Origin of the sequence: Citrobacter sp. BIDMC107 (assembly GCF_001037575.1) — a bacterium.
Taxonomy (GTDB): domain Bacteria; phylum Pseudomonadota; class Gammaproteobacteria; order Enterobacterales; family Enterobacteriaceae; genus Citrobacter; species Citrobacter freundii.
On record NZ_KQ089849.1, the window covers coordinates 50,575 to 77,034 of the forward strand.

At 52.3% G+C, this 26,460-nt stretch carries 33 protein-coding genes and 1 pseudogene; 28 read left to right on the top strand and 6 right to left on the bottom strand.

What is annotated here, in order from left to right:
- Nucleotides 1–39: 39 nt before the first annotated feature.
- The 18 genes from SK39_RS21100 to SK39_RS21180 all read left to right on the top strand — a co-directional run bounded on the left by SK39_RS21100 (nucleotide 40) and on the right by SK39_RS21180 (nucleotide 14,213).
- On the top strand, nucleotides 40–366 hold the full coding sequence (locus tag SK39_RS21100; protein WP_048217461.1) for a DUF2190 family protein: 327 nt from the start codon (nucleotides 40–42) through the stop codon (nucleotides 364–366).
- Nucleotides 359–634 carry an ATP-binding protein gene (locus tag SK39_RS21105; protein ID WP_048217462.1) on the top strand — a complete coding sequence of 92 codons (276 nt, stop codon included), beginning with the start codon at nucleotides 359–361 and terminating at the stop codon, nucleotides 632–634. The genes SK39_RS21100 and SK39_RS21105 overlap by 8 nt, the downstream gene beginning before the upstream one ends.
- Before the next feature lie 12 nt (nucleotides 635–646).
- Nucleotides 647–1,201: a phage tail protein gene (locus SK39_RS21110; protein ID WP_048217463.1), complete on the top strand. Its 555-nt coding sequence runs from the start codon at nucleotides 647–649 to the stop codon at nucleotides 1,199–1,201.
- Nucleotides 1,198–1,596, top strand: coding sequence for a phage tail terminator protein (gene gpU, locus SK39_RS21115; protein ID WP_008784478.1), 399 nt, complete (start codon nucleotides 1,198–1,200; stop codon nucleotides 1,594–1,596). Before SK39_RS21110 ends, gpU begins: the two co-directional genes overlap by 4 nt.
- 7 nt (nucleotides 1,597–1,603) lie before the next feature.
- On the top strand, nucleotides 1,604–2,341 hold the full coding sequence (locus SK39_RS21120) for a phage tail protein (protein WP_048217464.1): 738 nt from the start codon (nucleotides 1,604–1,606) through the stop codon (nucleotides 2,339–2,341).
- A 37-nt stretch (nucleotides 2,342–2,378) separates the two neighbouring features.
- Nucleotides 2,379–2,786 (top strand): phage tail assembly chaperone G, encoded by a 408-nt coding sequence (gene gpG, locus SK39_RS21125; RefSeq protein ID WP_003826205.1) that lies wholly within the window; start codon nucleotides 2,379–2,381, stop codon nucleotides 2,784–2,786.
- Nucleotides 2,787–2,836: 50 nt separating this feature from the next.
- Nucleotides 2,837–3,115: a phage tail assembly protein T gene (locus SK39_RS21130; protein WP_003826206.1), complete on the top strand. Its 279-nt coding sequence runs from the start codon at nucleotides 2,837–2,839 to the stop codon at nucleotides 3,113–3,115.
- Nucleotides 3,093–5,609, top strand: coding sequence for a phage tail tape measure protein (locus SK39_RS21135; protein WP_048217465.1), 2,517 nt, complete (start codon nucleotides 3,093–3,095; stop codon nucleotides 5,607–5,609). The genes SK39_RS21130 and SK39_RS21135 overlap by 23 nt, the downstream gene beginning before the upstream one ends.
- Before the next feature lie 3 nt (nucleotides 5,610–5,612).
- Nucleotides 5,613–5,960 (top strand): phage tail protein, encoded by a 348-nt coding sequence (locus SK39_RS21140; RefSeq protein WP_048217466.1) that lies wholly within the window; start codon nucleotides 5,613–5,615, stop codon nucleotides 5,958–5,960.
- Nucleotides 5,957–6,712 carry a phage minor tail protein L gene (locus tag SK39_RS21145; protein ID WP_045445169.1) on the top strand — a complete coding sequence of 252 codons (756 nt, stop codon included), beginning with the start codon at nucleotides 5,957–5,959 and terminating at the stop codon, nucleotides 6,710–6,712. The genes SK39_RS21140 and SK39_RS21145 overlap by 4 nt, the downstream gene beginning before the upstream one ends.
- A gap of 1 nt (nucleotide 6,713) precedes the next feature.
- Complete coding sequence (locus tag SK39_RS21150; RefSeq protein WP_048217467.1) at nucleotides 6,714–7,424, top strand: C40 family peptidase; 711 nt, start codon at nucleotides 6,714–6,716, stop codon at nucleotides 7,422–7,424.
- A 31-nt stretch (nucleotides 7,425–7,455) separates the two neighbouring features.
- A complete protein-coding gene (locus SK39_RS21155; RefSeq protein ID WP_048217468.1) occupies nucleotides 7,456–7,878 on the top strand; it encodes a hypothetical protein in 423 nt (140 codons plus the stop codon).
- Nucleotides 7,879–7,912: 34 nt separating this feature from the next.
- The gene (locus SK39_RS21160; RefSeq protein WP_048217469.1) at nucleotides 7,913–8,503 is read left to right on the top strand and encodes a tail assembly protein; all 591 of its coding nucleotides are present in this window, start codon (nucleotides 7,913–7,915) and stop codon (nucleotides 8,501–8,503) included.
- Nucleotides 8,504–8,557: 54 nt separating this feature from the next.
- Entirely contained in the window at nucleotides 8,558–11,743 is a 3,186-nt protein-coding gene (locus SK39_RS21165; protein ID WP_048217470.1) for a TipJ family phage tail tip protein, read from the top strand.
- Nucleotides 11,743–12,057 carry a hypothetical protein gene (locus SK39_RS21170; protein ID WP_044700331.1) on the top strand — a complete coding sequence of 105 codons (315 nt, stop codon included), beginning with the start codon at nucleotides 11,743–11,745 and terminating at the stop codon, nucleotides 12,055–12,057. The genes SK39_RS21165 and SK39_RS21170 overlap by 1 nt, the downstream gene beginning before the upstream one ends.
- The gene (locus SK39_RS21175; RefSeq protein WP_048217471.1) at nucleotides 12,058–12,732 is read left to right on the top strand and encodes a hypothetical protein; all 675 of its coding nucleotides are present in this window, start codon (nucleotides 12,058–12,060) and stop codon (nucleotides 12,730–12,732) included.
- Between the two features lie 109 nt (nucleotides 12,733–12,841).
- Nucleotides 12,842–13,081 (top strand): phage exclusion lipoprotein Cor, encoded by a 240-nt coding sequence (cor, locus tag SK39_RS27620; RefSeq protein ID WP_071681336.1) that lies wholly within the window; start codon nucleotides 12,842–12,844, stop codon nucleotides 13,079–13,081.
- A 58-nt stretch (nucleotides 13,082–13,139) separates the two neighbouring features.
- Nucleotides 13,140–14,213, top strand: a complete 1,074-nt coding sequence (locus SK39_RS21180) for a tail fiber domain-containing protein (RefSeq protein WP_048217472.1) — start codon at nucleotides 13,140–13,142, stop codon at nucleotides 14,211–14,213.
- Nucleotides 14,214–14,280: 67 nt separating this feature from the next.
- Here SK39_RS21180 and SK39_RS21185 read toward each other — a convergent pair whose 3' ends face one another.
- The gene (locus SK39_RS21185; protein ID WP_016150467.1) at nucleotides 14,281–14,523 is read right to left on the bottom strand and encodes a DinI-like family protein; all 243 of its coding nucleotides are present in this window, start codon (nucleotides 14,521–14,523) and stop codon (nucleotides 14,281–14,283) included.
- A gap of 78 nt (nucleotides 14,524–14,601) precedes the next feature.
- On the opposite strand from SK39_RS21185, the gene SK39_RS21190 reads away from it, so the two are divergent.
- Together SK39_RS21190 and SK39_RS21195 are read left to right on the top strand one after the other, a co-directional pair.
- Entirely contained in the window at nucleotides 14,602–14,934 is a 333-nt protein-coding gene (locus SK39_RS21190) for a hypothetical protein (protein ID WP_003841689.1), read from the top strand.
- 191 nt (nucleotides 14,935–15,125) lie between these two features.
- Nucleotides 15,126–15,536 (top strand): hemerythrin domain-containing protein, encoded by a 411-nt coding sequence (locus tag SK39_RS21195; RefSeq protein WP_048217473.1) that lies wholly within the window; start codon nucleotides 15,126–15,128, stop codon nucleotides 15,534–15,536.
- Nucleotides 15,537–15,621: 85 nt separating this feature from the next.
- On the opposite strand, the gene SK39_RS21200 is transcribed toward SK39_RS21195, so the two are convergent.
- From SK39_RS21200 to SK39_RS21205, 3 genes and pseudogenes are all read right to left on the bottom strand, one after another.
- The gene (locus tag SK39_RS21200; protein WP_000497460.1) at nucleotides 15,622–15,861 is read right to left on the bottom strand and encodes a DinI family protein; all 240 of its coding nucleotides are present in this window, start codon (nucleotides 15,859–15,861) and stop codon (nucleotides 15,622–15,624) included.
- A 261-nt stretch (nucleotides 15,862–16,122) separates the two neighbouring features.
- A pseudogene (locus SK39_RS27625) lies at nucleotides 16,123–16,218 on the bottom strand (hypothetical protein); the annotation flags it as partial.
- A complete protein-coding gene (locus SK39_RS21205) occupies nucleotides 16,215–16,781 on the bottom strand; it encodes a hydrolase (RefSeq protein WP_003841685.1) in 567 nt (188 codons plus the stop codon). The pseudogene SK39_RS27625 and the gene SK39_RS21205, both read right to left, overlap by 4 nt.
- Before the next feature lie 412 nt (nucleotides 16,782–17,193).
- On the opposite strand from SK39_RS21205, the gene aspS reads away from it, so the two are divergent.
- The 6 genes from aspS (at nucleotide 17,194) to ruvB (ending at nucleotide 22,450) form a co-directional block, all read left to right on the top strand.
- The gene (aspS, locus tag SK39_RS21210) at nucleotides 17,194–18,966 is read left to right on the top strand and encodes an aspartate--tRNA ligase (RefSeq protein WP_032935372.1); all 1,773 of its coding nucleotides are present in this window, start codon (nucleotides 17,194–17,196) and stop codon (nucleotides 18,964–18,966) included.
- A gap of 1 nt (nucleotide 18,967) precedes the next feature.
- Nucleotides 18,968–19,411 (top strand): dihydroneopterin triphosphate diphosphatase, encoded by a 444-nt coding sequence (gene nudB / locus SK39_RS21215; protein WP_003844155.1) that lies wholly within the window; start codon nucleotides 18,968–18,970, stop codon nucleotides 19,409–19,411.
- Nucleotides 19,412–19,439: 28 nt separating this feature from the next.
- Nucleotides 19,440–20,183: a YebC/PmpR family DNA-binding transcriptional regulator gene (locus SK39_RS21220; RefSeq protein WP_003034865.1), complete on the top strand. Its 744-nt coding sequence runs from the start codon at nucleotides 19,440–19,442 to the stop codon at nucleotides 20,181–20,183.
- Nucleotides 20,184–20,217: 34 nt separating this feature from the next.
- Complete coding sequence (ruvC, locus tag SK39_RS21225) at nucleotides 20,218–20,739, top strand: crossover junction endodeoxyribonuclease RuvC (RefSeq protein ID WP_003034867.1); 522 nt, start codon at nucleotides 20,218–20,220, stop codon at nucleotides 20,737–20,739.
- An 80-nt stretch (nucleotides 20,740–20,819) separates the two neighbouring features.
- Nucleotides 20,820–21,431: a Holliday junction branch migration protein RuvA gene (ruvA, locus tag SK39_RS21230; protein WP_003034869.1), complete on the top strand. Its 612-nt coding sequence runs from the start codon at nucleotides 20,820–20,822 to the stop codon at nucleotides 21,429–21,431.
- 8 nt (nucleotides 21,432–21,439) lie between these two features.
- Nucleotides 21,440–22,450: a Holliday junction branch migration DNA helicase RuvB gene (gene ruvB, locus SK39_RS21235; protein ID WP_003034872.1), complete on the top strand. Its 1,011-nt coding sequence runs from the start codon at nucleotides 21,440–21,442 to the stop codon at nucleotides 22,448–22,450.
- A gap of 78 nt (nucleotides 22,451–22,528) precedes the next feature.
- Here the strand turns inward: ruvB and znuB are convergent, their stop codons facing one another.
- Nucleotides 22,529–23,314, bottom strand: a complete 786-nt coding sequence (znuB, locus tag SK39_RS21240) for a zinc ABC transporter permease subunit ZnuB (RefSeq protein ID WP_003034874.1) — start codon at nucleotides 23,312–23,314, stop codon at nucleotides 22,529–22,531.
- On the bottom strand, nucleotides 23,311–24,066 hold the full coding sequence (gene znuC, locus SK39_RS21245) for a zinc ABC transporter ATP-binding protein ZnuC (protein ID WP_003034877.1): 756 nt from the start codon (nucleotides 24,064–24,066) through the stop codon (nucleotides 23,311–23,313). Before znuC ends, znuB begins: the two co-directional genes overlap by 4 nt.
- Nucleotides 24,067–24,144: 78 nt before the next feature.
- Here znuC and znuA point away from each other — a divergent pair, with 78 nt between their 5' ends.
- Nucleotides 24,145–25,089, top strand: a complete 945-nt coding sequence (znuA, locus tag SK39_RS21250) for a zinc ABC transporter substrate-binding protein ZnuA (RefSeq protein WP_003844151.1) — start codon at nucleotides 24,145–24,147, stop codon at nucleotides 25,087–25,089.
- A 15-nt stretch (nucleotides 25,090–25,104) separates the two neighbouring features.
- Entirely contained in the window at nucleotides 25,105–26,424 is a 1,320-nt protein-coding gene (gene mepM, locus SK39_RS21255; protein WP_075261971.1) for a murein DD-endopeptidase MepM, read from the top strand.
- Nucleotides 26,425–26,460 lie beyond the last annotated feature (36 nt).

The window sequence follows — 26,460 nt, forward strand, 5'->3', positions numbered from 1 at the left end:
GAATTCGGCCCCGTACGGGGCTGGTTGGAGACTGAATTTATGGCGAAGAATTTTGTACAGCATGGCAAAACTATTGAGATTGCCAACACGGGCAGCGGTGCGATCCTGAGTGGTTCGCCGGTGATGGTGGGGAAAGTCGTGGCGATTGCCATTACTGATATTCCGGCAGGCCAGACGGGGGACGGTTTTGCCGAAGGGGTTTTCCTGCTGCCTAAGCTGACTACCGATGCGATCACCATCGGTGAGCAGGTTCATATCAAAGATGGCAAAGTGCAGAACGACGCGACAGGAGCCGATCTGGCTGGGGTAGCCTGGGAAGATGCTGCTGCCAGTTCCGCAATTGTAGCCGTGAAAATCAATGCTTAATCCCTTTGACAGACTTGTCAGCCGCATGGATGCGGTCACGGTAAACAAAATGGGCAAGCCAGCGATCATCAACGGGGAGCCCATGATTGTTATTCCGGCTGAGTTTCTGGAAGAAATGGGGCCTTTGAGCGGAACAGGGCGATCGCTGGTGGTGTTTACCTCAGGATACAGTCCCCGTCGTAATGACGTGGTGATTTTTGAAGGGGAGGAATTCCATCTTACCCGTCACGAACGCTTTAACGGCAAACCGCGCATCTTTATCGAGTAAGCAGGAGGGAATATGTCGATTAAAGGGCTGGAGCAGGCCATTGCCAACCTGAACAGCATAAGTAAAAAAGCTGTACCGCGCGCTTCCGCCCAGACGGTGAACCGTATCGCCACACAGGCGGTCAATCGCAGCGTGTCCACTGTCGCGAAATCAACCCGCGTCCCCCGAAAACTTGTCAGGCAGCGTGCACGGGTACGTCGGGCGACGGTGGCGAAACCGCGCGCGCTGATTCGCATAAACCGCGGTAATCTTCCCGCTATCAAACTGGGGCCATCCAGCATGCGTCTGTCACGGCGTAAACGCGATAAGCCAGGCACGAACAGTGAGCTGCGTGTGGGGCGCTTTCGTTTTCCTGGGGCCTTTATTCAGCAACTGGCAAGCGGTCGCTGGCATGTCTTGCGGCGTACCACGAAGAGCCGGTACCCCATTGAAGTGGTCAGTATTCCCTTAGCAATTCCCCTGACCGAGACATTCCGGGATGAAGTGCCAAAACTTATGGACGAACGTATGCCGCAAATTATGCGACAGAACCTGTCTAACCAACTGAGGCTAATCCTTAAACGATGAAAAACAGTGATATCCGGAAAGCCGTACTAACCGCGCTCCAGCGCAATATCTCAGATGCAGTGACATGGTTCGATGGTCGTCCTGGGTTTCTGGATGAGCAGGATCTTCCGGCGGTTGCGGTTTACCTTTCTGACGCCCGAGCCTCGGATGAAAGTGTTGATGAAGATATGTGGACAGCCGTGCTGCATGTTGAGGTGTTTCTGAAAGCCACGGCTACAGACAGTGCTCTGGATTCCTGGATGGAGGACCGCATCTATCCGGCAATGGCTGATGTTCCCGAACTGGCAAATCTTCTCGAATTGATGGCGGCTCAGGGGTATGACTATCAGCGCGATGAAGAGGCCATGACGTGGGGATCTGCCGACCTCAGTTATTCCATCAGCTACATTATGTGAGGACGTAATGACTACACCAAACCCACTGGCGCCGGTAAAGGGTGCCACCACCACGCTCTGGATTTATTCCGGATCGGGTAACGCCTTCGCCAACCCATTATCGGATGTTGACTGGACGCGCCTGGCAAAGATTAAAGATCTGCAGCCCGGTGAACTGACTGCCGAATCAAACGATGATACCTATCTGGATGACGATGATGCCGACTGGACTGCTACCGCGCAGGGACAGAAATCGGCGGGGGAGGCCAGTTTTACGCTGGCCTGGAAACCTGCCGAGAGCGGGCAGCAGTATCTGGTTCGCTGGTTTGATGACGGTACCGTGCTGGCGTACAAAATCAAATACCCGAATGGCGCCATCGATGTATTCCGTGGCTGGGTAAGCAGCCTGGGTAAAACGGTGACGGCAAAAGACACCATTACCCGTTCTGTCAAAATCAGTAACAACGGCAAGCCAGGTCTTGCTGAAGACAGCGCTGCTGCAGTGATAGACGTAACCGGCGTCAGCCTGGATAAATCGACCACCACCGTTGCGGTTGCTGCCACCACCACGCTGAATGTCACCGTGGCGCCAGCCAGCGCGAGTGATCAATCTTTCCGGGCCACCACCACGGATGCAGGTAAAGCCACGGTGACTGTCGCCGGTGCGGTGCTGACGGTAACCGGCATTGCCGCCGGAACCGCCGACATTATCGTGATGACCAACGACGGGCTGTTTGTCGCGACCTGTAAAGTCACCATTTCCTGACCTCCGGGGCTTGTGGCCCCGCTTTCTGGAGTAACCCATGTTTTTAAAAAGTGAGCCGTTCGAACGCAACGGTAAGACCGTCACGCTCTACGAACTGTCGGCGCTGCAGCGTATTGAGCATCTTGAACACCTGAAGACGCTGGAAAGTATCACTGATGCCGACATGCAGGCGGCGATGGATATGACGATTAAATCCGGCGCACTGCTGGTGGCCATGTCTTTATGGCATGGACATCCCCTGAAAGGGACGCACAAAACGCCGAAAGAAGACGTTGAGCAGATCCAGAATGAAGTGCTGATGACCTGGCCGCTGGAGATTGTTTCCGCAGCAGAGTACAGCGTGAAGCTGTTATCCGGCATGGTGCCGCTGCAGGAAGCGAATGATCCAGAGGATATCGCTGTGACTGAGCCGGTCAGTCTGGAAAAGTCCTCGCCAGCGAGCTGACATTCGTCCTGAAACTGGCGCGTGAATTTCGCCGCCCGGACTGGCGCGCCATGCTTGCTGGTATGTCGTCAACGGAATACGCCGACTGGCGAATGTTCTACCAGGACAATTTTTTTAATGATGTGCAACTGGATGCACATTTTTCCTCGCTGATGCATATCGTTATCACCGCGCTTGACCCCAAAACCACATCAACCCCTGCCAGCTTCAGCCTGCTTTCACCTTCAGCGGAGGATATTGCCGACGATGAACCCGGTGACGCTGTGCTGATGGCAAAGGCCGAGGGCATTTCAGGAGGTGTTCGCTATGGCCCAGACGGCAGTGGGTGACCTGGTCGTGAACCTTGACGTTAATTCGTCAAAGTTCAACGAGCAGATGGAGTACGTAAAACGGCAGTTTAAGCAGACGGGGGACGCAGCGAATGACTCTGCCCTGAAAGTGCAACAGTCATTTACCCGCCAGGAGAGCGCAGCGAAGAAGGCCGGTATTTCTGTAGGCCAGTATAACGCCGCGATGCGTATGCTGCCTGCGCAGTTTACGGATATCGCCACTCAGCTGGCCGGTGGGCAGAGTCCGTGGCTTATCCTGCTGCAGCAGGGCGGTCAGGTGAAAGACTCCTTCGGCGGTATTATTCCGACCTTCCGGGCGCTGCTGGGCACCATATCGCCGGTGATGGTGGGGGTTGGCGCGCTGGCTGCCGCCACTGGCGCGGTGGTTTACGCCTGGTATCAGGGCTCGTCCACGCTGTCTGATTTCAACAAAACGCTGGTCCTGTCCGGTAACACTGCCGGGCTGACCTCAAACCGCATGCTGGTGCTGGCGAAATCCGGCGAGCAGGCGGGACTCACGTTTAACCAGACCAGCAGCGCGCTGACGGAGCTGGTCAACGCCGGAGTGCGTGCCGGTGCCCGGTTCGATGAGATGAGTCAGGCGGTAGCGAAGTTCACCGATGCGTCGGGCGTGCCGGTCGACAAGGTGGCAGCGGCATTTGGCAAACTGACGAATGATCCGACTTCAGGCCTTATTGCTATGGCGCAACAGTTCCACAACGTTACCGCGGAACAGATTGCTTATGTGGCGCAACTGCAACGCGCCGGTGATGAAGCAGGGGCGCTGCAGGCAGCTAATGATGCGGCGACGAACGGTTTTCGTGAGCAGACAAAGAGCCTGCGCGACAATATGGGGTCGATTGAGTCTGCTGCCGACAGCCTGAAGCGTGCCTTTAAATCGATGTGGGATGCGGCGCTCGATATCGGGCGGCCTGACACCACGCAGGAGATGGTTGCCAAAGCGGAAGCGGCCTTTAAGCGGGCGGATGAAATCTGGAATCTGCGTAAAGGTGATGGTTATGTCAATGATGATGCGCGTGCCAGCTACTGGAACGATCGGGAGTCTGCCCGCCTTGCACTGGAAATGGCGCAGCAGCAGGCCAGCGTGGCAAAGGCCACTGAGGATAACGCCGCCCGCGAGGCGGTGATTGAATCTGACCGCCAGAAGTATGCCGCGCAGGCGCAGTCGAATTATGCAAAGACGCAGACTGCGCTGGAGAAGTACACGGCCCGTCAGAATGAACTGAACAAGGCGCTTAAAGACGGACGGATCCTCCAGGCTGACTACAACATCAATCTGGAAGCTGCGAAAAAAGAATACGACGACTCGCTGAAGAAACCCAAAGCCCCTTCAGCGGTAAAAACACCTGCAGGTGTAAAAAGTGTCGATACTGCCAGCGCGCAGACGCTGGAGCTGGAGGCGCAGTTACGCACTCTGCAGGAGCATAAGAGCATCACGGATACCATCAGCCAGCAGCGGCAGGAATTGTGGAAACAACAATCCCGCTTTTCGGTGCTAGAAGAGGCCGCCAAAAAGCGCGCGCTGACCGCCGATGAAAAATCGGTGCTGGCGAACAAAGACGAGGTACTGGCGCGGGCCGAAGTGAATGCCCGGCTGGGCGATCAGATTGTTGCCCAGGAACGGTTAAACCGCCTGCAGGACAGCTCGCAGAAGTACGTTACCCAGATTGGGGAGAAAACCCGGGCGCTGGTGGCCGGGGGCAGCATGAGCAGTCGCGGCGCGCAGCGGAAAAACGAAGAGGCACAGTTGCGGCAGGGCTGGATGAATGCCGGCGGTACGGACACCGATCAGGGTTATCAGAACGAACTGGATGCACTGAAGAAATATTATGCCGCACAGGACGAGCTCCGCGGCAACTGGCAGGCCGGGGCGAAATCAGCGTGGGCTGACTATGCCGATTCAGCAGCTGATGCCTATGGTTCGATGAAGTCCGCTGCTTCAGCCACATTCGATGGTATCAGCCAGAATATGGCCGATATGCTGACGACAGGTAAAGCAAACTGGGCAGATTTCACCCGTTCCATGTTGTCGATGCTGACGCAGATCCTGATGAAACAGGCCATGGCTGGCCTGGTCAGTTCTGCCACGTCAGCGCTGGGTTTTGCTGGTGGTGGTTATACCGGATCCGGCGGCAAATATGAGCCTGCAGGTGTGGTGCACCGTGGAGAGTTTGTCTTTACGCAGGAGGCCACTAACCGAATCGGTGTCGGCAACCTTTATCGCATGATGCGCGGCTATGCGACTGGTGGTCTGGTCGGTGGGAGTGGCGGTGGCGTTGCTTCTCCTTTTGGCATCAGCGTGTATGCGCCGGTTTCGGTGACAACAGGCCAGGGGGATTCCGGTCTACAGAAAGGAAGCGGCGATGCGCTGGGGAAAGCCTATCAGCAGGTGATCAACAGCTCAATCAGGGAAGGTATCACCAGAGAAGTCCGGCCCGGTGGCATCATCTGGAATGCAACAAAACAGAGGTAAGTAATGGCGATCGAGCATTTTGCATGGCGGATTAAAGCATCCAGCCAGCCGACCCTGAAAAGTAAGGATACCATCCGTACGGCGCAGTTTGGTGATGGCTATAAGCAGGTGTCAGGTGCCGGGATGAATGATGAAACGCTCAGTTATGAGTTTTCATTTACCGGCGAACCGCAAACCGTCCGGGATATTTATGCTTTCCTGCGGCGCCATAAGACGAAATCATTTTCGTTTACCCCGCCAGGCGGTGATCTTGCGCTGTGGCGCGTTGAGGCAGACAGCCTGCAGCGTGTCACCAAAAGTAAAACGGTGGAAACCGTATCAGCCACCTTTGAACAGGCGTTTGCACCATGAGCTTAAACAGTGATTATCAGAAACTTGAGCCGGGCAATGTTGTCCGGCTTTTTGATGTCGATGGCACCGCATTTGGTGTTTCCGACGTTCTCCGCTTCCACGCCCACAATATTGCCCACACTCCCGATGAAATTGCTGCTGCTGGTGGAGATGACAATAAGCTACCGGCGAAATCGATCTGGTGGCAGGGGCAGGAATATAAAGCCTGGCCCTGCCAGATCGAGGGTATTGAGACGGCGACCGACGGGACCAGCGCGCAGCCGACGCTGTCGGTCGCTAACCTGGACAGTTCCATTACGGCGCTGTGTCTTGCTTATGATGACCTGCTGCAGGCAAAGGTCACGATTCATGACACGCTGGCGCAGTATCTGGATGCGAAAAACTATCCGGAGGGCAACCCGTCGGCGGATCCGCAGCAGGAAAAGCTGAAGGTGTTTTACATTGACGCCAAGAGCACTGAAACCAACGAAGTGGTGGCGTTTACGTTGTCCAGTCCAATGGACCTGCAGGGGCTGATGATCCCGACGCGCCAGCTACATTCGCTTTGTACCTGGTGTATCCGTAACAAATACCGCTCCGGTGATGGATGTGACTATGCCGGAACGCGTTATTTCGACAAACACAACAACCCGGTTAACGATCCATCGCTCGATGAATGCCCCGGTACACTCACTGCGTGCAAGTTGAGACATGGCGAGGGGAACGAGTTGCCGTTCGGTGGTTTCCCTGGCACATCCCTGATCAGGAGCTGATATGCGTCAGAAAATTATCGACGCCATTATGGCGCATGCTGCTGCTGAATATCCGCGCGAATGCTGCGGCGTAGTGGTGCAAAAAAGCAGGGTGCAGCGGTACATTCCCTGCCGTAATCTGGCAACCGATCCGACAGAGCATTTCCACCTGTCGCCGGAAGATTACGCCGCTGCCGAAGACTGGGGAACAGTGATTGCCATTGTCCACAGCCACCCGGATGCCACGACGCAGGCGAGCGAACTGGATAAGGCACAGTGTGACGCTACGTTACTTCCGTGGCACATCGTCAGCTGGCCGGAGGGGGATCTGCGTACCATTCAGCCGCGGGGCGAGCTGCCGCTACTGGAGCGCCCATTTGTGCTTGGTCACTTCGATTGCTGGGGGCTGGTGATGAGCTATTTCCGGCAAACGCATGACATTGAGCTGACGGATTACCGCGTGGATTATCCCTGGTGGGAAGACAGTTATCCCGAAAACTTCTACCACGATTGCTGGTATGAATGCGGATTCCGTGAATTCAGCGGTGTGCCGCAGCCAGGTGACATGGTCATCATGCAGGTCCAGGCTAATAAGTGGAACCATGCAGGGATCCTGCTGGAAGGCAATATGCTACTCCACCATCTTTATGGCCATTTGAGTCAGCGTGTGCCTTATGGCGGCTACTGGCAGGAACGGACGATGAAGGTTCTACGGCATAAATCTCTGTGCTAACCTTTATGGACGTTTACTCAGGGAATGGAATATGAACAAAATACTTTTAGTCTTGTCTATTGCGTTATTGTCTGGATGTTCAACTGAGGTGGTTCCTCCAAGTAAAGCAAAACTTGCTCCGGCAAATCAGATCTATAAATTTCAAGAGACTAATCCGAATGATGGTGTACTTACTGTTGTGCGTGACAGCGGATTTATCTCTGCAGGCTGTGCAGCAAGTTTGTATATCAACGGTGAGAAAGCCGCAATTTTAAACCAGAAGGAAAAGGCTATTTTTCATCTGCCTCCAGGTGAATGGGCGGTCGGAGCTACATTTGATGGGAAAGGTATGTGTAACTCCGGAATTGAAAGGCAAGAACGCTATATAAATATAAAAACTGATGATAGTAAGACTGTCAGAATATATATAGACAATGATGCCAATGTAGATATAAAACCTACTACAGTGCAATGAAACCACCTCCTGGTGGTTTTTTTATGGAGCGATTATGTCTGAGGTTATGACGCAAATAGAATTAGGTGGTGTTCTTGGGAAGACATTTGGTAAACAACACTATCGATTAGTCGGAAGCACATCCGAAGCAGTAAGAGCCCTATGCTGTACAATTAATGGATTCGAAAAGTTTCTGAATTCAAGTAAGCTGCGTGGTCTTACTTATGCGGTGTTCAAAGGTAAAAAAAATCTGAGTGAATCTGATCTTGGATATCCTGTTTCAGGTGAGGTTATTCGCATTATTCCTGTCGTTATAGGCAGTAAAAAAGCTGGCGTGTTACAAACCATATTGGGAGCAGCTTTAGTTGTAGTTGGTGCTGTAGCAACATATTTTGGGGGCGGCGCTGTTGGCGTGCCTATGATGAAAATTGGTGCGGCAATGGCACTTGGCGGCGTTGTTCAGATGCTCTCACCTCAACCGTCAGGTCTTGCCAGTAAGCAAAGTGCAGATAACCACGCTTCATATGCTTTCGGTGGGGTGACAAATACTGCCGCACAAGGTTATCCGGTCCCGCTGCTTTATGGTCGCAGACGCATTGGCGGGGCGATCATCTCTGCTGGTATATACGTCGAAGACCAGCAATAACAAAATAATCTTCCTTTCAGGCTACCTTATGGTGGCTTTTTTTATGGGCGCAATATGGCTACAGCAACCCAGATTAAAGGCCGCAAGGGCGGCAGTTCCAGTTCACGAACCCCTACCGAACAGCCTGATGATCTGCAATCTGTAGCGAAGGCCAAAATCCTCGTTGCGCTTGGGGAAGGGGAATTTGCAGGGCAATTAACCGGAAAAAATATCTACCTGGACGGCACGGCGTTGGAAAACTCCGATGGCACCAAAAACTTTAGCGGCGTGACGTGGGAATTTCGCGCGGGAACTCAGGCACAAAATTACATTCAGGGCATTCCCGGTACCGAAAACGAAATCAACGTTGGAACTGAAGTATCAAGCGCAACAGCCTGGACGCGTACCTTCACCAACACCCAACTATCAGCCGTTCGCCTGCGACTGAAATGGCCTTCTCTGTTTAAGCAAGAGGACAACGGCGATCTGGTAGGGTATTCCATCAATTATGCAATAGACCTGCAAACTGATGGTGGGACCTGGCAAACCGTTCTTAATACCAGCGTAACCGGCAAAACGACGTCTGGTTATGAGCGCAGCCACCGTATTGATTTACCGCAGGCTGGCAGCACCTGGACAATCCGACTACGTAAGATTACCGCTGACGCAAACAGCGCCAAGATCGGCGACACGATGACGCTGCAAAGCTTCACGGAGGTGATTGATGCCAAGTTGCGCTATCCGAACACCGCGCTGCTGTACATCGAATTCGACTCAAGTCAGTTCAATGGTTCGATTCCACAGATATCCTGTGAACCACGTGGCCGGGTGATCCGAGTGCCTGATAACTATGACCCCGATACGCGGACTTATAGTGGTACATGGCAGGGCGCGTTTAAGTGGGCCTGGACCGATAACCCGGCGTGGATATTTTACGATCTGGTTATTACCGATCGCTTTGGTCTGGGTAATCGCCTGAGTGCAGCCAACATCGATAAATGGACGTTGTACCAGGTATCGCAGTATTGCGATCAGCCGGTACCGGATGGAAAGGGTGGAAGCGGGACAGAGCCACGCTATACCTGTAACGTCTATGTTCAGGACAGGAATGACGCTTACACTGTGCTGCGTGACTTTGCGGCTATATTCCGGGGTATGACGTACTGGGGCGGTGATCAGATTGTTGCGCTTGCCGATATGCCGAGAGATGTGGATTACGCTTACACCCGCGCTAACGTTATCGACGGACGCTTTACCTATTCCAGCAGCACGACAAAAACGCGGTATACCACAGCGCTGGTTTCCTGGTCTGATCCGGGTAACGCCTATGCGGATGCGATGGAGCCGGTGTTTGAGCAGCCTCTGGTGGCCCGGTACGGATTTAATCAGCTGGAAATGACAGCCATCGGCTGCACCCGGCAATCAGAAGCGAACCGAAAGGGGCGCTGGGGTATTCTCACCAACAATAAGGATCGCGTTGTTTCGTTTGATGTTGGCCTGGACGGAAACATTCCGCAGCCGGGATACATCATCGCTGTATCAGACGAGCTTCTGTCCGGCAAAGTTATGGGGGGGCGCATCAGCGCCGTTAATGGTCGCGTTATCAAACTTGACCGCGTTGCTGATGCAGCAGCAGGCGATCGACTGATTCTCAACCTTCCTTCAGGAGCGTCACAGAGCAGGACCATTCAGGCAGTTAACGGGGAATTTATCACAGTCACCACGGCATACAGTGAGACACCACAGGCCGAAGCTGTATGGGTGGTTGAGTCAGACGAGCTCTACGCCCAGCAGTATCGAGTTGTCAGCGTCTCCGATAATGATGATGGCACTTTTTCTATTACTGGCGCATGGCATGACCCGGATAAATATGCCCGTATCGATACCGGAGCCATCATTGACCAGCGGCCGGTGAGTGTAATCCCGCCGGGTAACCAGTCGCCGCCGGCTAACATTGTGATCAGCTCGTTTTCAGTGGTGCAGCAGAATATCAGCGTCGAAACCATGCGTGTGAGCTGGGACCAGGCGCAGAATGCTATCGCCTACGAGGCACAGTGGCGCCGCAATGATGGTAACTGGGTAAACGTGCCGCGCAGCTCCACCACGTCATTCGATGTTTCTGGTATTTATGCAGGGCGCTACCTCGTGCGTGTGCGTGCCATTAATGCCGCTGAAATTTCCTCTGGCTGGGGCTACTCCGAAGAGAAAACGCTAACGGGCAAGGTGGGAAATCCGCCGAAACCTGTCGGCTTTGCGACAACGCCGATCAACTGGGGGATTCGCCTGAACTGGGGATTCCCGGCTAATACCGGGGATACGCTGAAAACGGAAATTCAGTACACCGCGAACAGTGATTTCTCTAATCCTCTTTTGCTGTCGGATGTGCCTTATCCGTCTGCCGAATACACCCAACTGGGGCTGAAGGCGGGGCAGGAATTCTGGTACCGCGCGCAGCTGGTAGACAGAACGGGTAATGAATCAGGCTGGACCGACTGGGTTCGTGGCCAATCCAACGCGAATGCTGACGACTACCTGGGCGATATTGCTGATGACTTCCTGACTTCTGCAGACGGTGACCGCCTGACAAGCGACATTGATACCAACCTGGAAGCCGCGTTGCAGAATGCGCTGGCCAACCATGCAACCGTGGAACACCAGTGGGCGCAGTATGGCGAAGTGCGCGCGGATATTCTGGTGGTCAAAACGACCATCGCTGATGTGAATCAGGCGATGGCGGAGATGTCCACCCAGGTGCAGGCGCAGTTCAATGATGTGATTGCCGCGCTGGAAGATAAGCTAACCGCCGTGGTTGATGCTACTGGTGCATCTGCGATTTACACCCTTAAAACCGGGGTTCGAATAAACGGTGTGATGTATAACGCCGGGATGTCGATCGCGGTGCTGGCGGAAGCGGGTAAGGCGGTAGTCACCCGCGTCGGGTTTAACGCTAATCAGTTCGTCCTGATGAGTGGCAGTAGCGATACACAATATTCTCCGTTTGCTGTCATCAACGGTCAGGTATTTATCAGCGATGCTTTTATTCAGTATAGCCAAATCACGCTGGCAAAAATTGGTGAGCTGCGGTCCGCTAATTATGTGCAGGGGCAAACCGGCACCATTATGAAATCAGACGGGACGTTTGAAATGAATGGGGCGGTTGCCGGGGAGGGTGCAACGAAAATGACCAATCTCAATTACAGCGTTAAAGATAGTAATGGGGTTCTCCGCGTGCAGATTGGCAAATTAACAGGGGTATTCTGATGACATGGGGAATTCAGACATGGGACGCTAACGGTGTCCCGAATAACTATGGCATTAAACCTGTAACTGTGGTGGGTATCATCGATCTTGCTTTAGGTCAGAAAACGGGAAGCTACCAGTTCAACCTCGAGCCCGGTTTAAAGGTCGGTTTTGCGGTTGGTACTCTGGAGGATAAAGGGACAATAAGTTACACAGATAAAAGAAATATTATTGCATCTGGAAACACCATAACAATACAGCCTTCAGGTAGTGATGGGATTAATGATTACCCGGCAGTCAAAGTGCAGTTAATCGTTTTTGCGGAGACTGCGTAGATGGCTAAATATGGCGCATTGATTTCATTACCAAACGGGAACCCTTTTATCACGCCTGATTCCACACCAATGACGCTTTACCGAAAAGTAACGGTAAACTCAACTTTTGGGGGGAATTTTAACAGTGCTTCGGCGTCCGTTACTATCGACGGTCAGAAGGGAGGGATTGCATTTGCACGAACCAGCGCCCCGGCGAAGATATCAGCTTCAAAAAGTGGCAATACGTTCAGTGTTGATGCGTCTAATTACAGGGGATCGGCTTTTGTCCTTGAGGCCTATTTTTTTGCCATATATCCGCTTACGCTTCCGGCCTGGGGTGTGGCTATATGGGATGCCGAAGGGACACTGGTACTTACGAATGAGTCCCGGGTATTAAGCGACCTTACAACTATAGGTTCACCTGGCGCTGCAACGGGTGGGCTTAACATCGATACATACATGACAGGCAAATGGGCTGTAAATCCGATGGGGCTGGGGTCTGTTCTTCTGCATGCTGGTTCAGCACCTGGCGGACAACCAATAATCCAGCCTGTGGATGTGGGAACGGGGTGCTTCAATGAAGGTGCGGGAACAAGAATAAAAGGACTTTCATCAACAACAGCAAGTGGTTCTTCAGTCGGAACGACGAATAGCGGGATTGTGATAACGGCGATAAACACAGCCGCATATGATTAAACCGATCGATTTAAACGATCAATTTAAGAATATTGATCTATTAAAACTATTTTTATTATTCAACGCCATTGGTTATTTTTTTGTTTAAATAATTAACTCTGGTGTCGAAATGAAAAATATAATTATTCCCGTTATTGCCTGTCTGGTGCTTTCTGCATGTTCAGGACCTGTTCTGGAGAAACAGAAACCGGTTTGTCAGGCTGAGATAGTGGCTGGTGGACTGCCCCAGTCAGTGCAGATTTACGGTGTGCGAAAAGTTGCTAATCAGACTGAGTACAGGGCCGGTTATCCCTTTAACTGGCGATGGGTGAATAAAAATAACTTCACCAGTTCGAATTGCCCTCAATGAAACACCAAAAATAACCCGCTCCGGCGGGTTTTTTATTATCTGAATTCTGGAGGTATTCATGTCAGCAGGAACTTTAACCCTGACGCATAACTCTGATGCGGTCGCTGGTAGCGGGACCGCATTTACCACCGAGGTGGCGGCAGGCGATTTTATTGTTGTCACTGTCGGAGGCGTTCCCTATACGCTCCCGATTAAGTCCGTGGAAAGCGGTACAGCGTTGACGCTGGTCAGCGATTTCACCGGGCCAACACAATCTGGTGCGGCCTGGTCTGCTGTTCCTCGTGTGGCGCTGAATATGGTCACCGCGGCGCTGGTGGCTCAGAGCACAGAAGCGCTTCGAGGCCTGAACTACGATAAACAGAACTGGCAGCAGTTCTTCACCGCTACCGGCGATGTAACCATCACGCTTCCAGACAACAGCCAGATGACAGGGCCATCAGCGAAAAAATTAATCAATAGTGTGGGTGACAAAGCTGATAAAACAGATCTGAATAAAAAGGCAGACTCACATTTTCCGAGTTTTACCGGGATAATGAATTTTGATGGAGGTGCCGCATCAATATACCAGTCATCAGATGTGATGATTATGAGGACTGCCGGCGTTGATCGCTTGCAGCTGAGCTCGAATGGAATTTATTTAGTCAGCGTCATGGATGCGGCGGGGGGGTATCGTTCACGTCAGGGGCAAAGTGGGGCGACAACATCAAACGTCTGGAATTTTCACTGGAACGGCTCACTCAATGCATGGGTTGATTCGTCTAACGTCGGTCAGGTGTCACTTGTCACTACATCAGATAAATTTCTGAAGAAAGACATAATTTATCAGTCAGATGAATCGCCAACATTTTACATCCAATGCCTTGATGAGGTATTGCGCTGGAAACCTGCATTATTCAAATATAAAGAGCGCGGGGTTATTCCGGAATCTGATGAGAAGCTCGGGTTTATTGCAAACGACCTTGTTGAAGTATCACCCGAGTGTGTTACCGGAGATGGTTTGAAAGAAGACTTTGATCCACTCAACCCAGTCGGGGCGTATAGTCTGAACGAAGTCGCAATGCTTGCAAAACTGACCGGAGCAATTCAGGCATTGCAGAAACAAATTACTGAACTTCAGGGCAGTAGGGTGTGATGCCTTTCTTGTGATATGAATTGCCGCAGTCACGTCGTATGCAGAACGGACTGCGGCAGACCGTCACTTAATCTGAAACCAGCCAGAACTCAGCCTCTTCAAACATTTCCTGAACAGTTCGGCTTATCTGTTCCTTCTCGTGCTTGCTGGCGTCAGTGTTGATCGCCGGCAATGTCATCATCGGTTTAACCCGGACATCAGCATCAGGGAAGATCCGGTGAACCCTCTTACTCAATTCGCCCAGAATGATATCTTTTGCACCGGGCAGCCCATCAAAATTCCTTTTGTCATAAACGAGTTCCACGAACATTGCTCATTGCTCCTTTACTGGATGGGTATACAGTATTTATACTGTGTTTTTATCCAGCATTCAAGAGAGGGCGTAAACATGGGCTTTCCTTCACCAGCTACCGACTATATAGAGCAGCGGGTTACGCCAGCCAGTGTCTGCATGACTCCCGACAGTCGCATCCTCGAGACGTCGGCGGGTTATGCGATCATCGTCCCGGTCACGCGCCCACAGCAGGGTGATGCGCTGTTGATTCTGTCCGGAGGTCGGACGCAGTTTGCGAAGCTTAGGGGGAAAGCGTTAATCACGGATGACGGCGAAGCGATCGAAGGTGATGCAGCTGAAGAGGCTGAGGTTATGAGGCGGGTGACGCACTTTATCAACAGCACTGATGCTGCGATATCTCTTGAGGCGGCATTGGCGCAGTTTTGAGACATATGTACGATAGAAAAATTCCGAAGATTGGCAATAGATCTCTTTATATTTGCATTCAAATTTTGTTTATTATGTATTTACATAACGTAAATTTATAAAATTTAATAAAAACAACTCAGATTGCTTATTTTTAAAGATGCATTTAACATATATGTTATAAATTGCAAAGCTCATTAAGGGATTCCCCAGTGAATATTGATAAAATGAAGATCCAGCATGCCGAGATTATCCATAAAATTAGCCGCCTCAGGGAGCTTAGCCGGGCGGGTGTGACGGCTCATGCGCAAGAAATCGCTCAAACCGTTATCAGTATGAGTTCTGTGATTAAAGTACACCTTTCTGCCGAAGATCAGTTTTTATATCCTTATCTGGAAAAGGTGAACGATCAAAAGCTAAAAACAATGAGCGTAAATTTTCAGCGCGAGATGGCTGATATTGTTGCCGAGTATGAAAAGTTTTCCCGTCGCTGGAATACGGCAAATAAGCTTATCAATTGTGACGAGGCATTTCGCCGCGACGCGAATGTAGTGTTGCGCAAGGTGCATGAACGAATGCAGCGCGAGGATCATAATTTTTATCCGCTGGTAGAGCAGCTTTAAAAAAGGGCGGCAATGGTTCATCCAATACGGGAATTTGGTTTCCCGTATCCAGAAAGGTATGAAAAGGACTTGGTAAAAGCTGGCACTACTCCGAAACTAACCACATATCGGATTCTTCAAACATTTCCTCCAGCATGCGGTTCAGCTTCTCCCGATCGCTTTTGCTGGCATCGCTGTTTAAGCCGTTCGCCTGCATCGGCTTAACCTTCACTTCTGCATCCGGAAAGATCCGGTGCACTCGCTTTGTTAACTCATTCAGAATTATTTCTCTGGCACCTGTTAATCCTTCAACATTCCGTTTGTCGTACACCAACTCAACGAACATACCGCCTCCAAAGCAACAATGATTTTGCACGCAATTTATACTGTTTATTTATACAGCGTCAACGGTTGGGCACGTAGCTTTTTAAGGAAGGTTTTTGGGGCATGTATGGGGCATAAATGCCAGTTTTGGGGCATGGTTGGGACATTTTAACTCATATGAACTTAACCGAATTTCATATGGAGGCGTCTTATAATGCACTGATTAACCTAAAGAAAACACATGCTCTTGGGCGTTCTTTAGTGATTTTAAAAATTACCGCGTCACGCAGTTAAAGTGGCGGGCATACTCTTCAAGACTTGTGATCCCCAAACGCACCCATTTTGGATGCGACCACTGGGGTAAACCGATATAGATCATAGCGCTTGCAAAATCTCTTCCACGCTGCGAACGCGCGCAATGCGGGGGAAAATGTGAGTCATGCTGCCCAGGTGTTGCTCAGCACTGGCGGCACTACAGGCATCCTCTGCAATGATAAGACTGAAACCCAGCTCCCACGCATTTCGCGCCGTCGACTCAACGCCAATGTTCGTAGAGATGCCGCACAGGACGATGGTATCGATACCCCGGCGACGCAGCTGCAATTCCAGATCGGTGCCGTAGAATGCGCCCCACTGGCGTTTGGTTACTTCGAGGTCGCTGGTGCATTTACCCAGAGCAGCCGGGTAATCCCACCAGTTTTCGGGCAACGCTTTTGCTGGAGTCTGAGCATCTACTGGTTGTTTTAGCGCTTCGGCGTAATCGTCAGACCACCCGACGCGCACCATTACCACCGGGGAACCGTGGGTACGGAATTTTTCCGCCAACTGCGCGGCGCGGGCAACCACAGCGTGTGCCGTATGAGGTCCGCCAGCGAAAGGCAGGATCCCTTCCTGTAAGTCAATCACGACAAGGGCAGTTGTTTTTGCGTTCAGTTCCAGCATGTTCACTCCAGTAAAAAATAGAATTCCGTTACACCTTAAGCGCGAATCAGTGTGAAAGGGGCGACAATTTTTGTTATTTTTTGTGAGATTACGCAATGCCCGTCCAGGAAACAGGCGTACAGTCAGTACCGGACTAAGAGTCTATCCCAGTAAGCGTAATTGTTGCCGCCAGTTTGTCCGCGGACAGCGCGGAACAACCGCAGCGTACATGAAGTACGTGAGGATTGTGAGCACTGCCCAAGGGTAAAATGGCAAATAAGATAGCCTACTGGGATAGGCTCTTATCGTGCGGCAGAATTTCCAGTATAATAGCCGCCTTTTTTCATTCAGTTGTGACATTCAGCTAAAGCTGCGACTTCGTCATCTGCGAGACAGGTGACAATCCGCCTGCGGCAAAGTTAAGGGATATCTCATGCGTACAGAATATTGCGGACAGCTACGTCTGTCCCACGAGGGGCAGCAGGTGACTCTGTGTGGTTGGGTCAACCGTCGTCGTGATCTTGGTAGCCTGATCTTTATCGATATGCGCGACCGCGAAGGTATCGTGCAGGTATTTTTCGATCCGGACCGTGCGGACGCGTTAAAGCTGGCCTCCGAACTGCGTAATGAGTTCTGCATCCAGGTTACGGGCACCGTGCGTGCGCGTGACGCGAAAAACGTCAACGCCGAGATGGCGACGGGCGAAATTGAAGTGCTGGCCTCCGATCTGACCATCATCAACCGTTCAGACTCGCTGCCGTTGGACTCTAACCACGTCAACACCGAAGAAGCGCGACTGAAGTATCGCTATTTAGATCTGCGTCGCCCTGAAATGGCGCAGCGCCTGAAAACGCGTGCCAAAATTACCAGTCTGGTGCGTCGTTTTATGGACGACCACGGCTTCCTCGACATCGAAACACCGATGCTGACCAAAGCGACGCCGGAAGGCGCGCGCGATTACCTGGTACCTTCTCGCGTACATAAAGGTAAATTCTACGCGCTGCCGCAATCACCTCAGTTGTTTAAACAACTGCTGATGATGTCTGGCTTTGACCGCTACTATCAGATCGTAAAATGCTTCCGTGATGAAGACTTACGTGCTGACCGTCAGCCTGAATTTACCCAGATCGACGTTGAGACTTCCTTCATGACCGCACCGCAGGTGCGTGAAGTGATGGAAGCGCTGGTGCGTAATCTGTGGCTGGAAGTTAAAGGGGTGGATCTGGGTGATTTCCCGATCATGACCTTTGCCGAAGCTGAGCGTCGTTACGGTTCTGATAAACCAGACCTGCGTAACCCGATGGAGCTGGTTGACGTTGCCGATCTGGTGAAAGACGTTGAGTTCGCAGTGTTCTCTGGTCCGGCAAACGATGCGAAAGGCCGCGTAGCTGCTCTGCGTGTACCGGGCGGTGCCGCACTGAGCCGTAAGCAAATTGACGATTACGGTAACTTTATTAAGATTTACGGCGCGAAAGGTCTGGCTTACATCAAAGTCAACGAGCGTGCGAAAGGTCTGGAAGGTATCACCAGCCCGGTTGCTAAGTTCCTGAACGCAGAAATCGTGGAAGCGATTCTGGCGCGTACCGGTGCGCAAGACGGCGACATGATTTTCTTCGGTGCCGACAACAAGAAAGTGGTTGCCGACGCGATGGGCGCGCTGCGTCTGAAACTGGGTAAAGACCTGAACATTACCGACGAAGCCAAATGGGCGCCGCTGTGGGTTATCGACTTCCCAATGTTTGAAGACGATGGTGAAGGCGGACTGACCGCAATGCACCACCCGTTCACCGCGCCGAAAGATATGACGGCCGCTGAGCTGAAAGCTGCGCCGGAAGACGCGGTTGCTAACGCATACGATATGGTTATCAACGGCTACGAAGTGGGCGGCGGTTCCGTGCGTATTCACAACGGCGACATGCAGCAGACCGTATTTGGTATTCTGGGCATTAACGAGCAAGAGCAGCGTGAGAAATTCGGCTTCCTGCTGGATGCGCTAAAATATGGTACACCACCGCATGCGGGCCTGGCGTTCGGTCTGGACCGTCTGACTATGCTGCTGACCGGTACTGACAACATTCGTGACGTTATTGCTTTCCCGAAAACCACTGCTGCAGCGTGTCTGATGACTGAAGCGCCGAGCTTTGCCAACGAAGCTGCTCTGGCGGAACTGAGCATTCAGGTTGTTAAGAAGGCCGAGAATAACTGATATGAGATACAAACAGCCTGTCTCGGTGTTAGTCGTGATTTATGCAAAGGACACCGGGAGAGTGCTGATGTTACAGCGACGCGACGATCCTGATTTCTGGCAGTCGGTCACCGGCAGCCTTGAAGAGGGTGAAACCGCGTCGCAAGCCGCTATGCGCGAAGTAAAGGAAGAGGTCGCCATTGATGTTGCATCTGAGCAACTGACCTTAATTGACTGTCAGCGCACGGTGGAGTTTGAGATTTTTAGCCATTTACGTCATCGCTATGCACCGGGAATTGAACGAAATACTGAGTCCTGGTTTTGCCTGGCACTTCCCTCAGAACGAGAGATCGTGTTCACCGAACATCTGACCTATCGTTGGGTTAATGCGGTTGAAGCCGCCCAATTAACCAAGTCGTGGAGTAACCGGCAGGCGATTGAAGAGTTTGTAATTAACGTCGCCTGAAAAGGCGCGCTTTTTGGAGATATTATTTATGGCAGGTCATAGTAAATGGGCCAACACCAGACACCGTAAAGCAGCGCAGGATGCTAAACGCGGTAAAATTTTCACCAAAATAATTCGTGAGCTGGTGACGGCGGCAAAACTCGGCGGCGGCGATCCGGACGCTAACCCGCGTCTGCGTGCAGCGGTTGATAAAGCGCTGGCTAACAACATGACCCGTGACACCCTGAACCGTGCAATCGCGCGCGGTGTGGGTGGTGATGAAGATTCCAACATGGAAACCATCATCTATGAAGGTTATGGTCCTGGCGGTACAGCCGTTATGATTGAATGTCTGTCTGACAACCGTAACCGTACTGTTGCGGAAGTGCGTCACGCGTTCACGAAAACGGGCGGCAACCTCGGTACCGACGGTTCCGTGGCTTACCTGTTCAGCAAAAAAGGCGTGATCTCCTTTGAACAAGGCGACGAAGACGCCATCATGGAAGCGGCGCTGGAAGCAGGTGCTGAAGACGTGGTGACCTTCGACGACGGCGCAATTGACGTTTACACCGCGTGGGAAGAGATGGGTAAAGTGCGTGACGCGCTGGAAGCGGCAGGTCTGAAAGCGGACGCGGCTGAAGTGTCTATGATTCCATCCACCAAAGCAGATATGGATGCAGAAACAGCGCCGAAGTTGTTGCGTCTGATCGATATGCTGGAAGACTGCGACGACGTGCAGGAAGTTTACCATAACGGCGAGATCTCTGATGAGGTTGCAGCTACCTTAGAATGAGGTGGCTGTACCGCAACCTGACAGGAGGTGCGTGATGTCTATCATTCTCGGCATTGACCCGGGGTCGCGCATCACCGGTTATGGCGTTATTCGTCAGGTCGGCAGACAGCTGACCTACCTCGGCAGCGGTTGTATCCGCACCAAAGTCGACGATCTCCCGTCACGTCTGAAGTTAATTTACGCGGGCGTGACGGAAATCATCACCCAGTTCCAGCCGGACTATTTTGCCATTGAGCAGGTCTTTATGGCGAAGAACGCTGACTCGGCGCTAAAGCTTGGACAGGCACGCGGCGTGGCAATCGTTGCGGCGACCAATCAGGATCTACCGGTCTTTGAATACGCGGCCCGCCAGGTAAAACAGACTGTGGTGGGGATCGGTAGTGCGGAAAAAAGCCAGGTCCAGCATATGGTGCGCACGCTGCTAAAACTCCCGGCGAATCCGCAAGCGGACGCCGCGGATGCGCTGGCGATAGCTATTACCCACTGCCATGTCAGTCAGAATGCCATGCAAATGAGCGAGTCGAGGCTGAATCTGGCGCGAGGTCGATTACGTTAGTGACAAATGAGGCTGGATATCTATCCAGCCTTTTTTTATGATAGCGCATTACCTTTTAGCCCTTAACGCAGGAGCGTCACGTGATAGGCAGACTCAGAGGCATCATTATTGAAAAACAACCCCCGTTGGTCCTTCTGGAAACGGGTGGGGTAGGCTATGAAGTGCATATGCCGATGACCTGTTTCTACGAGTTGCCGGAAGCCGGGCAGGAAGCGATTATCTTCACCCATTTTGTGGTGCGTGAAGACGCTCAACTGCTGTATGGCTTTAACAACAAGCAAGAGCGCACGCTGTTTAAAGAGTTAATCAAAACCAATGGCGTGGGGCCGAAGCTGGCGCTGGCGATCCTCTCCGGAATGTCTGCGCAGCAGTTTGTTAATGCCGTTGAGCGCGAAGAGCTTGGCGCGTTAGTGAAATTACCGGGCATTGGTAAGAAAACCGCAGAGCGTTTGATTGTTGAAATGAAAGACCGCTTTAAAGGCCTGCATGGTGACCTCTTTACCCCGGCGGCGGATCTGGTTCTGACCTCTCCGGCCAGTCCGACAACGGACGACGCCGAGCAGGAAGCGGTTGCTGCGCTGGTAGCGTTGGGCTATAAACCACAAGAAGCCAGCCGCATGGTGAGCAAAATTGCCCGCCCTGATGCCAGCAGTGAAACCCTGATTCGTGAAGCGCTTCGCGCGGCATTGTGAGGTAAAGGATGATTGAAGCAGATCGCCTGATTTCGGCTGTCAGCACGACCCCTGAAGACCTGGTGGATCGTGCGATCCGCCCTAAATTGCTGGAAGAGTATATTGGCCAGCCTCAGGTCCGTTCGCAAATGGAGATTTTTATCCAGGCGGCGAAGCTGCGTGGTGACGCTCTCGATCACCTGCTGATTTTCGGTCCTCCAGGTCTTGGTAAAACCACGCTTGCCAATATTGTCGCCAATGAAATGGGCGTTAATCTGCGCACCACGTCCGGTCCGGTACTGGAAAAAGCGGGTGACCTGGCGGCAATGCTTACCAACCTTGAACCCCATGATGTGCTGTTTATCGATGAAATCCATCGTCTTTCACCGGTGGTGGAAGAGGTGCTGTATCCGGCGATGGAAGATTATCAGCTGGATATCATGATTGGTGAAGGACCGGCTGCACGTTCGATCAAGATCGATCTGCCGCCGTTTACGCTAATCGGGGCGACGACGCGCGCCGGGTCGTTAACGTCTCCGTTACGTGATCGTTTTGGTATTGTACAGCGCCTGGAATTCTATCAGGTGGCTGACCTGCAGCACATTGTAGGACGCAGTGCGCGTTTTATGGGCCTGGAAATGAGCGATGAAGGCGCGCTGGAAGTGGCACGCCGCGCCCGCGGTACGCCGCGTATTGCCAACCGCTTATTACGCCGGGTACGTGATTTCGCCGAAGTGAAGCATGACGGCACGATTTCAGCAGATATCGCCGCTCAGGCGCTGGATATGCTCAATGTGGATGCGGAAGGATTTGATTATATGGACCGTAAGCTGCTGCTGGCGGTTATCGACAAATTCTTTGGCGGACCGGTCGGACTGGATAACCTGGCAGCGGCGATCGGGGAAGAGCGTGAAACCATTGAGGACGTGCTTGAGCCATATCTGATTCAGCAAGGTTTTCTGCAGCGTACGCCGCGTGGACGTATGGCAACCGTGCGCGCCTGGAACCATTTTGGCATTACGCCGCCACAAATGCCTTAATGCATGATGTCGCTACGCTCACCAGGCCTGGGCGATTTTGTAGGCCCGGTAAGCGCAGCGCCACCGGGCAACGCATGCTTAGCTCGCTTGCTTTTTCATCATGCTGAAAATAAACAGCAGCGCGGCACACAGCACCACGGAGGGACCTGCCGGGGTGTCATAGAAGGCCGAGAAAGTCAGCCCGCCTGTAACCGCTATCATTCCCACACCAACGGCAACTCCTGCCATCTGTTCCGGCGTACGGGCAAAGCGACGGGCGGTCGCCGCAGGGATAATAAGCAGCGAGGTGATAATCAACGCCCCGACAAACTTCATCGCCACGCCAATCGTTAACGCCGTAACCAGCATCAGCAGCAGCTTCACGCGTTGCAGCTTCACGCCATCGACAAATGCCAGATCCGGACTGATGGTCATCGATAGCAGGTTACGCCACTGCCAGAACAGAATCGCCAGAACAATAACCACGCCGATGGCGATGGAGATAAGATCTTCAGGCGTCACGGCGAGCAAATCACCAAACAGGTAAGCCATCAGATCCACACGGATGTTGGACATCAGGCTGACGACAACCAGCCCCAGCGACAATGCACTATGCGCCATAATGCCCAGTAAGGTATCGATCGCAAGGTGAGGGCGCTTTTCAAGCCATACCAGACCGCCAGCCAGCAACAAAGTGACGGCGATAACCGCATAGAAAGGGTTTACATCCAGCAGCAGGCCAAAGGCGACTCCCAGCAGCGAAGCGTGGGCCAGCGTATCACCGAAATAAGACATTCGACGCCAGACCACAAACGAGCCGAGTGGGCCAGCAGCACAGGCCAGCATGATCCCGGCTAACCAACCGGGTAATAACAATTCAATCATGAGTGACCATTTCCCCGGCGTAAGACGATACGACCCTGTAAATCGTGGCGGTGGTTGTGATTATGACGGTAAATTCCGAGTTGTTCGGCGCCGCGTTGCCCGAACATTGAGATGAATTCCGGGTGCATGGAAACCACTTCCGGTGCACCGGAACAGCAAATATGATGGTTCAGGCACAGTACTTCATCGGTTTTGGCCATCACCAAATGCAGGTCATGGGAAACCATCAGTACGGCGCAATCCAGTTCACGTCGCAACTGGTCGATAAGGTCGTACAGTGCGACCTGCCCATTGACATCCACGCCCTGGGTCGGCTCATCGAGCACCAGTAGCTGAGGTTTATTCAATAAAGCACGGGCTAACAGGACGCGTTGCGTTTCCCCGCCAGAGAGCTTTTGCATCGGCGCATTCATCAGATGTCCGGCCTGAACGCGCTTCAGTGCCGGAAGGATATCCTCTTTTTTGGTGCCGGGACGTAAGCGCATAAACCGACTTACCGTCAGCGGAAGCGTAGTATCGAGGTACAGTTTTTGCGGTACATAGCCAATCCGCAATTGGCCATTACGCTTGATAACTCCCTCATCAGCCGCTACCAGTCCTAATACAACGCGCACCAGCGTAGACTTCCCGGCACCATTCGGGCCGAGAAGCGTTAAAATTTTACCGGGTCGAAGTTCAAGCGATACGTCAGACAGGACGCGGCGTTGACCATAAGAGACCGAGACATTTTCCAGTGAAACCAAAGTCGTCATATCAATTTTAGTCTTGCAGAAGTTATAGAATGTTATAATATCACATTTCTTACATTCATTACGATGATTGGTCGCATTATGTTACATAAAAATACGCTTCTTTTCGCAGCATTATCCGCTGCTCTTTGGGGTAGTGCAACACAGGCAGCAAATGCTGCTGTGGTGGCCTCGCTCAAGCCGCTGGGATTTATTGCTTCGGCCATTGCGGACGGGGTAACAGACACTGAGGTTTTGCTGCCAGACGGGGCTTCCGAACATGACTATTCACTGCGTCCATCAGACGTAAAACGCTTACAGGGCGCGGACTTAGTCGTTTGGATTGGACCTGAGATGGAAGCGTTTATGGAAAAGTCAGTCAAGAATATTCCTAACGCGAAACAGGTAACGATTGCGCAGCTCAATGACGTGAAACCGTTACTCATGAAAGGTGCTGACGACGACGATGACGATCATGGACACAATGATGCTGGCAGTGAAAAAAGTGACGAGCATCACCATCACGGCGATTACAACATGCATCTTTGGCTTTCCCCAGAGATAGCGCGGGCCTCAGCGGTTGCAATCCATGAAAAATTAGTGGAACTTATGCCGCAAAGTCGAGCCAAACTTGACGCCAACCTGAAGGATTTTGAGGCACAATTAGCCGCAACCGATAAGCAGGTAGGTAACGAGCTCGCACCGCTCAAGGGAAAAGGTTATTTCGTTTTTCATGACGCCTATGGCTACTACGAAAAACACTACGGACTAACACCGCTTGGTCACTTTACCGTGAACCCTGAGATTCAACCTGGTGCGCAGCGTTTACATGAAATAAGAACACAGTTGGTTGAGCAAAAAGCAACCTGCGTTTTTGCTGAGCCACAGTTCAGGCCAGCGGTCGTTGAAGCCGTCGCGAGAGGGACATCCGTTCGAATGGGAACGTTGGATCCGCTCGGTACGAATATCAAACTGGGTAAAACAAGCTATTCAGCGTTTTTGAACCAATTAGCCAACCAGTATGCGAGCTGCCTGAAAGGAGATTAATGAGGAAGTGAATACGTGCAACAGATAGCCCGCTCTGTCGCTCTGGCATTTAATAATCTGCCGCGACCCCATCGCGTTATGCTGGGGTCGCTTACCGTACTGACATTGGCCGTCGCCGTCTGGCGGCCTTATGTTTACCATCCCGATTCTGCACCCATCGTTAAAACTATCGAGCTGGAAAAAAGCGAGATTCGTTCACTGTTGCCTGAGGCAAGCGAACCTATTGATCAGGCTGCACAAGAAGACGAAGCCATTCCACAGGATGAACTGGATGACAAAACGTCTGGTGAAGCCGGTGTGCATGAGTATGTCGTCTCCACAGGCGATACGCTGAGCAGTATTCTGAATCAGTACGGCATCGATATGGGCGATATCAGTCAACTCGCTGCTTCCGATAAAGAGCTGCGTAATCTGAAAATTGGTCAGCAGCTTTCATGGACCTTAAGCGCGGAAGGTGACCTGCAGCGTCTGACCTGGGAAGTATCCCGCCGTGAAACCCGTACTTACGATCGCACTGCGACGGGTTTCAAAATGAGCAGCGAAATGCAGCAGGGCGATTGGGTTAACAGTCGTATCAAAGGCACGGTGGGCGGAAGCTTCGTCGCCAGCGCCAAAGATGCCGGGCTGACCAGCTCTGAAATCAGCGCAGTGATTAAGGCCATGCAGTGGCAGATGGATTTCCGCAAACTGAAAAAAGGCGATGAGTTCTCGGTGCTGATGTCACGCGAAATGCTGGACGGCAAGCACGAGCAAAGCCAACTGCTGGGCGTGCGTTTACGTTCTGAAGGCAAAGACTATTATGCCATCCGTGCTGCAGACGGTAAGTTCTATGACCGTAACGGTACTGGGCTGGCGAAAGGCTTCATGCGTTTCCCGACGGCGAAACAGTTCCGTATTTCCTCGAACTTTAACCCGCGTCGCCTGAATCCGGTGACTGGACGCGTAGCGCCGCACAAAGGTGTCGACTTTGCGATGCCGCAGGGGACGCCGGTACTGTCGGTGGGCGATGGTGAAGTGGTTGTAGCGAAGCGTAGCGGCGCTGCCGGATACTATGTTGCGGTTCGTCATGGTCGCACCTACACCACGCGCTATATGCACCTGCGTAAGCTGTTGGTGAAACCAGGTCAAAAAGTGAAACGTGGCGATCGTATCGCGCTGTCAGGTAACACCGGGCGTTCAACGGGGCCGCATCTGCACTATGAAGTATGGGTTAACCAGCAGGCCGTGAACCCTTTGACGGCGAAACTGCCGCGTACAGAGGGTCTGACCGGCTCGGATCGCACCGATTACCTGGCGCAGGTGAAAGAGGTTATGCCTCAGCTACGTTTTGATTAATTAGTACACTGATAAAGCCGGTACGCTATGCGTGCC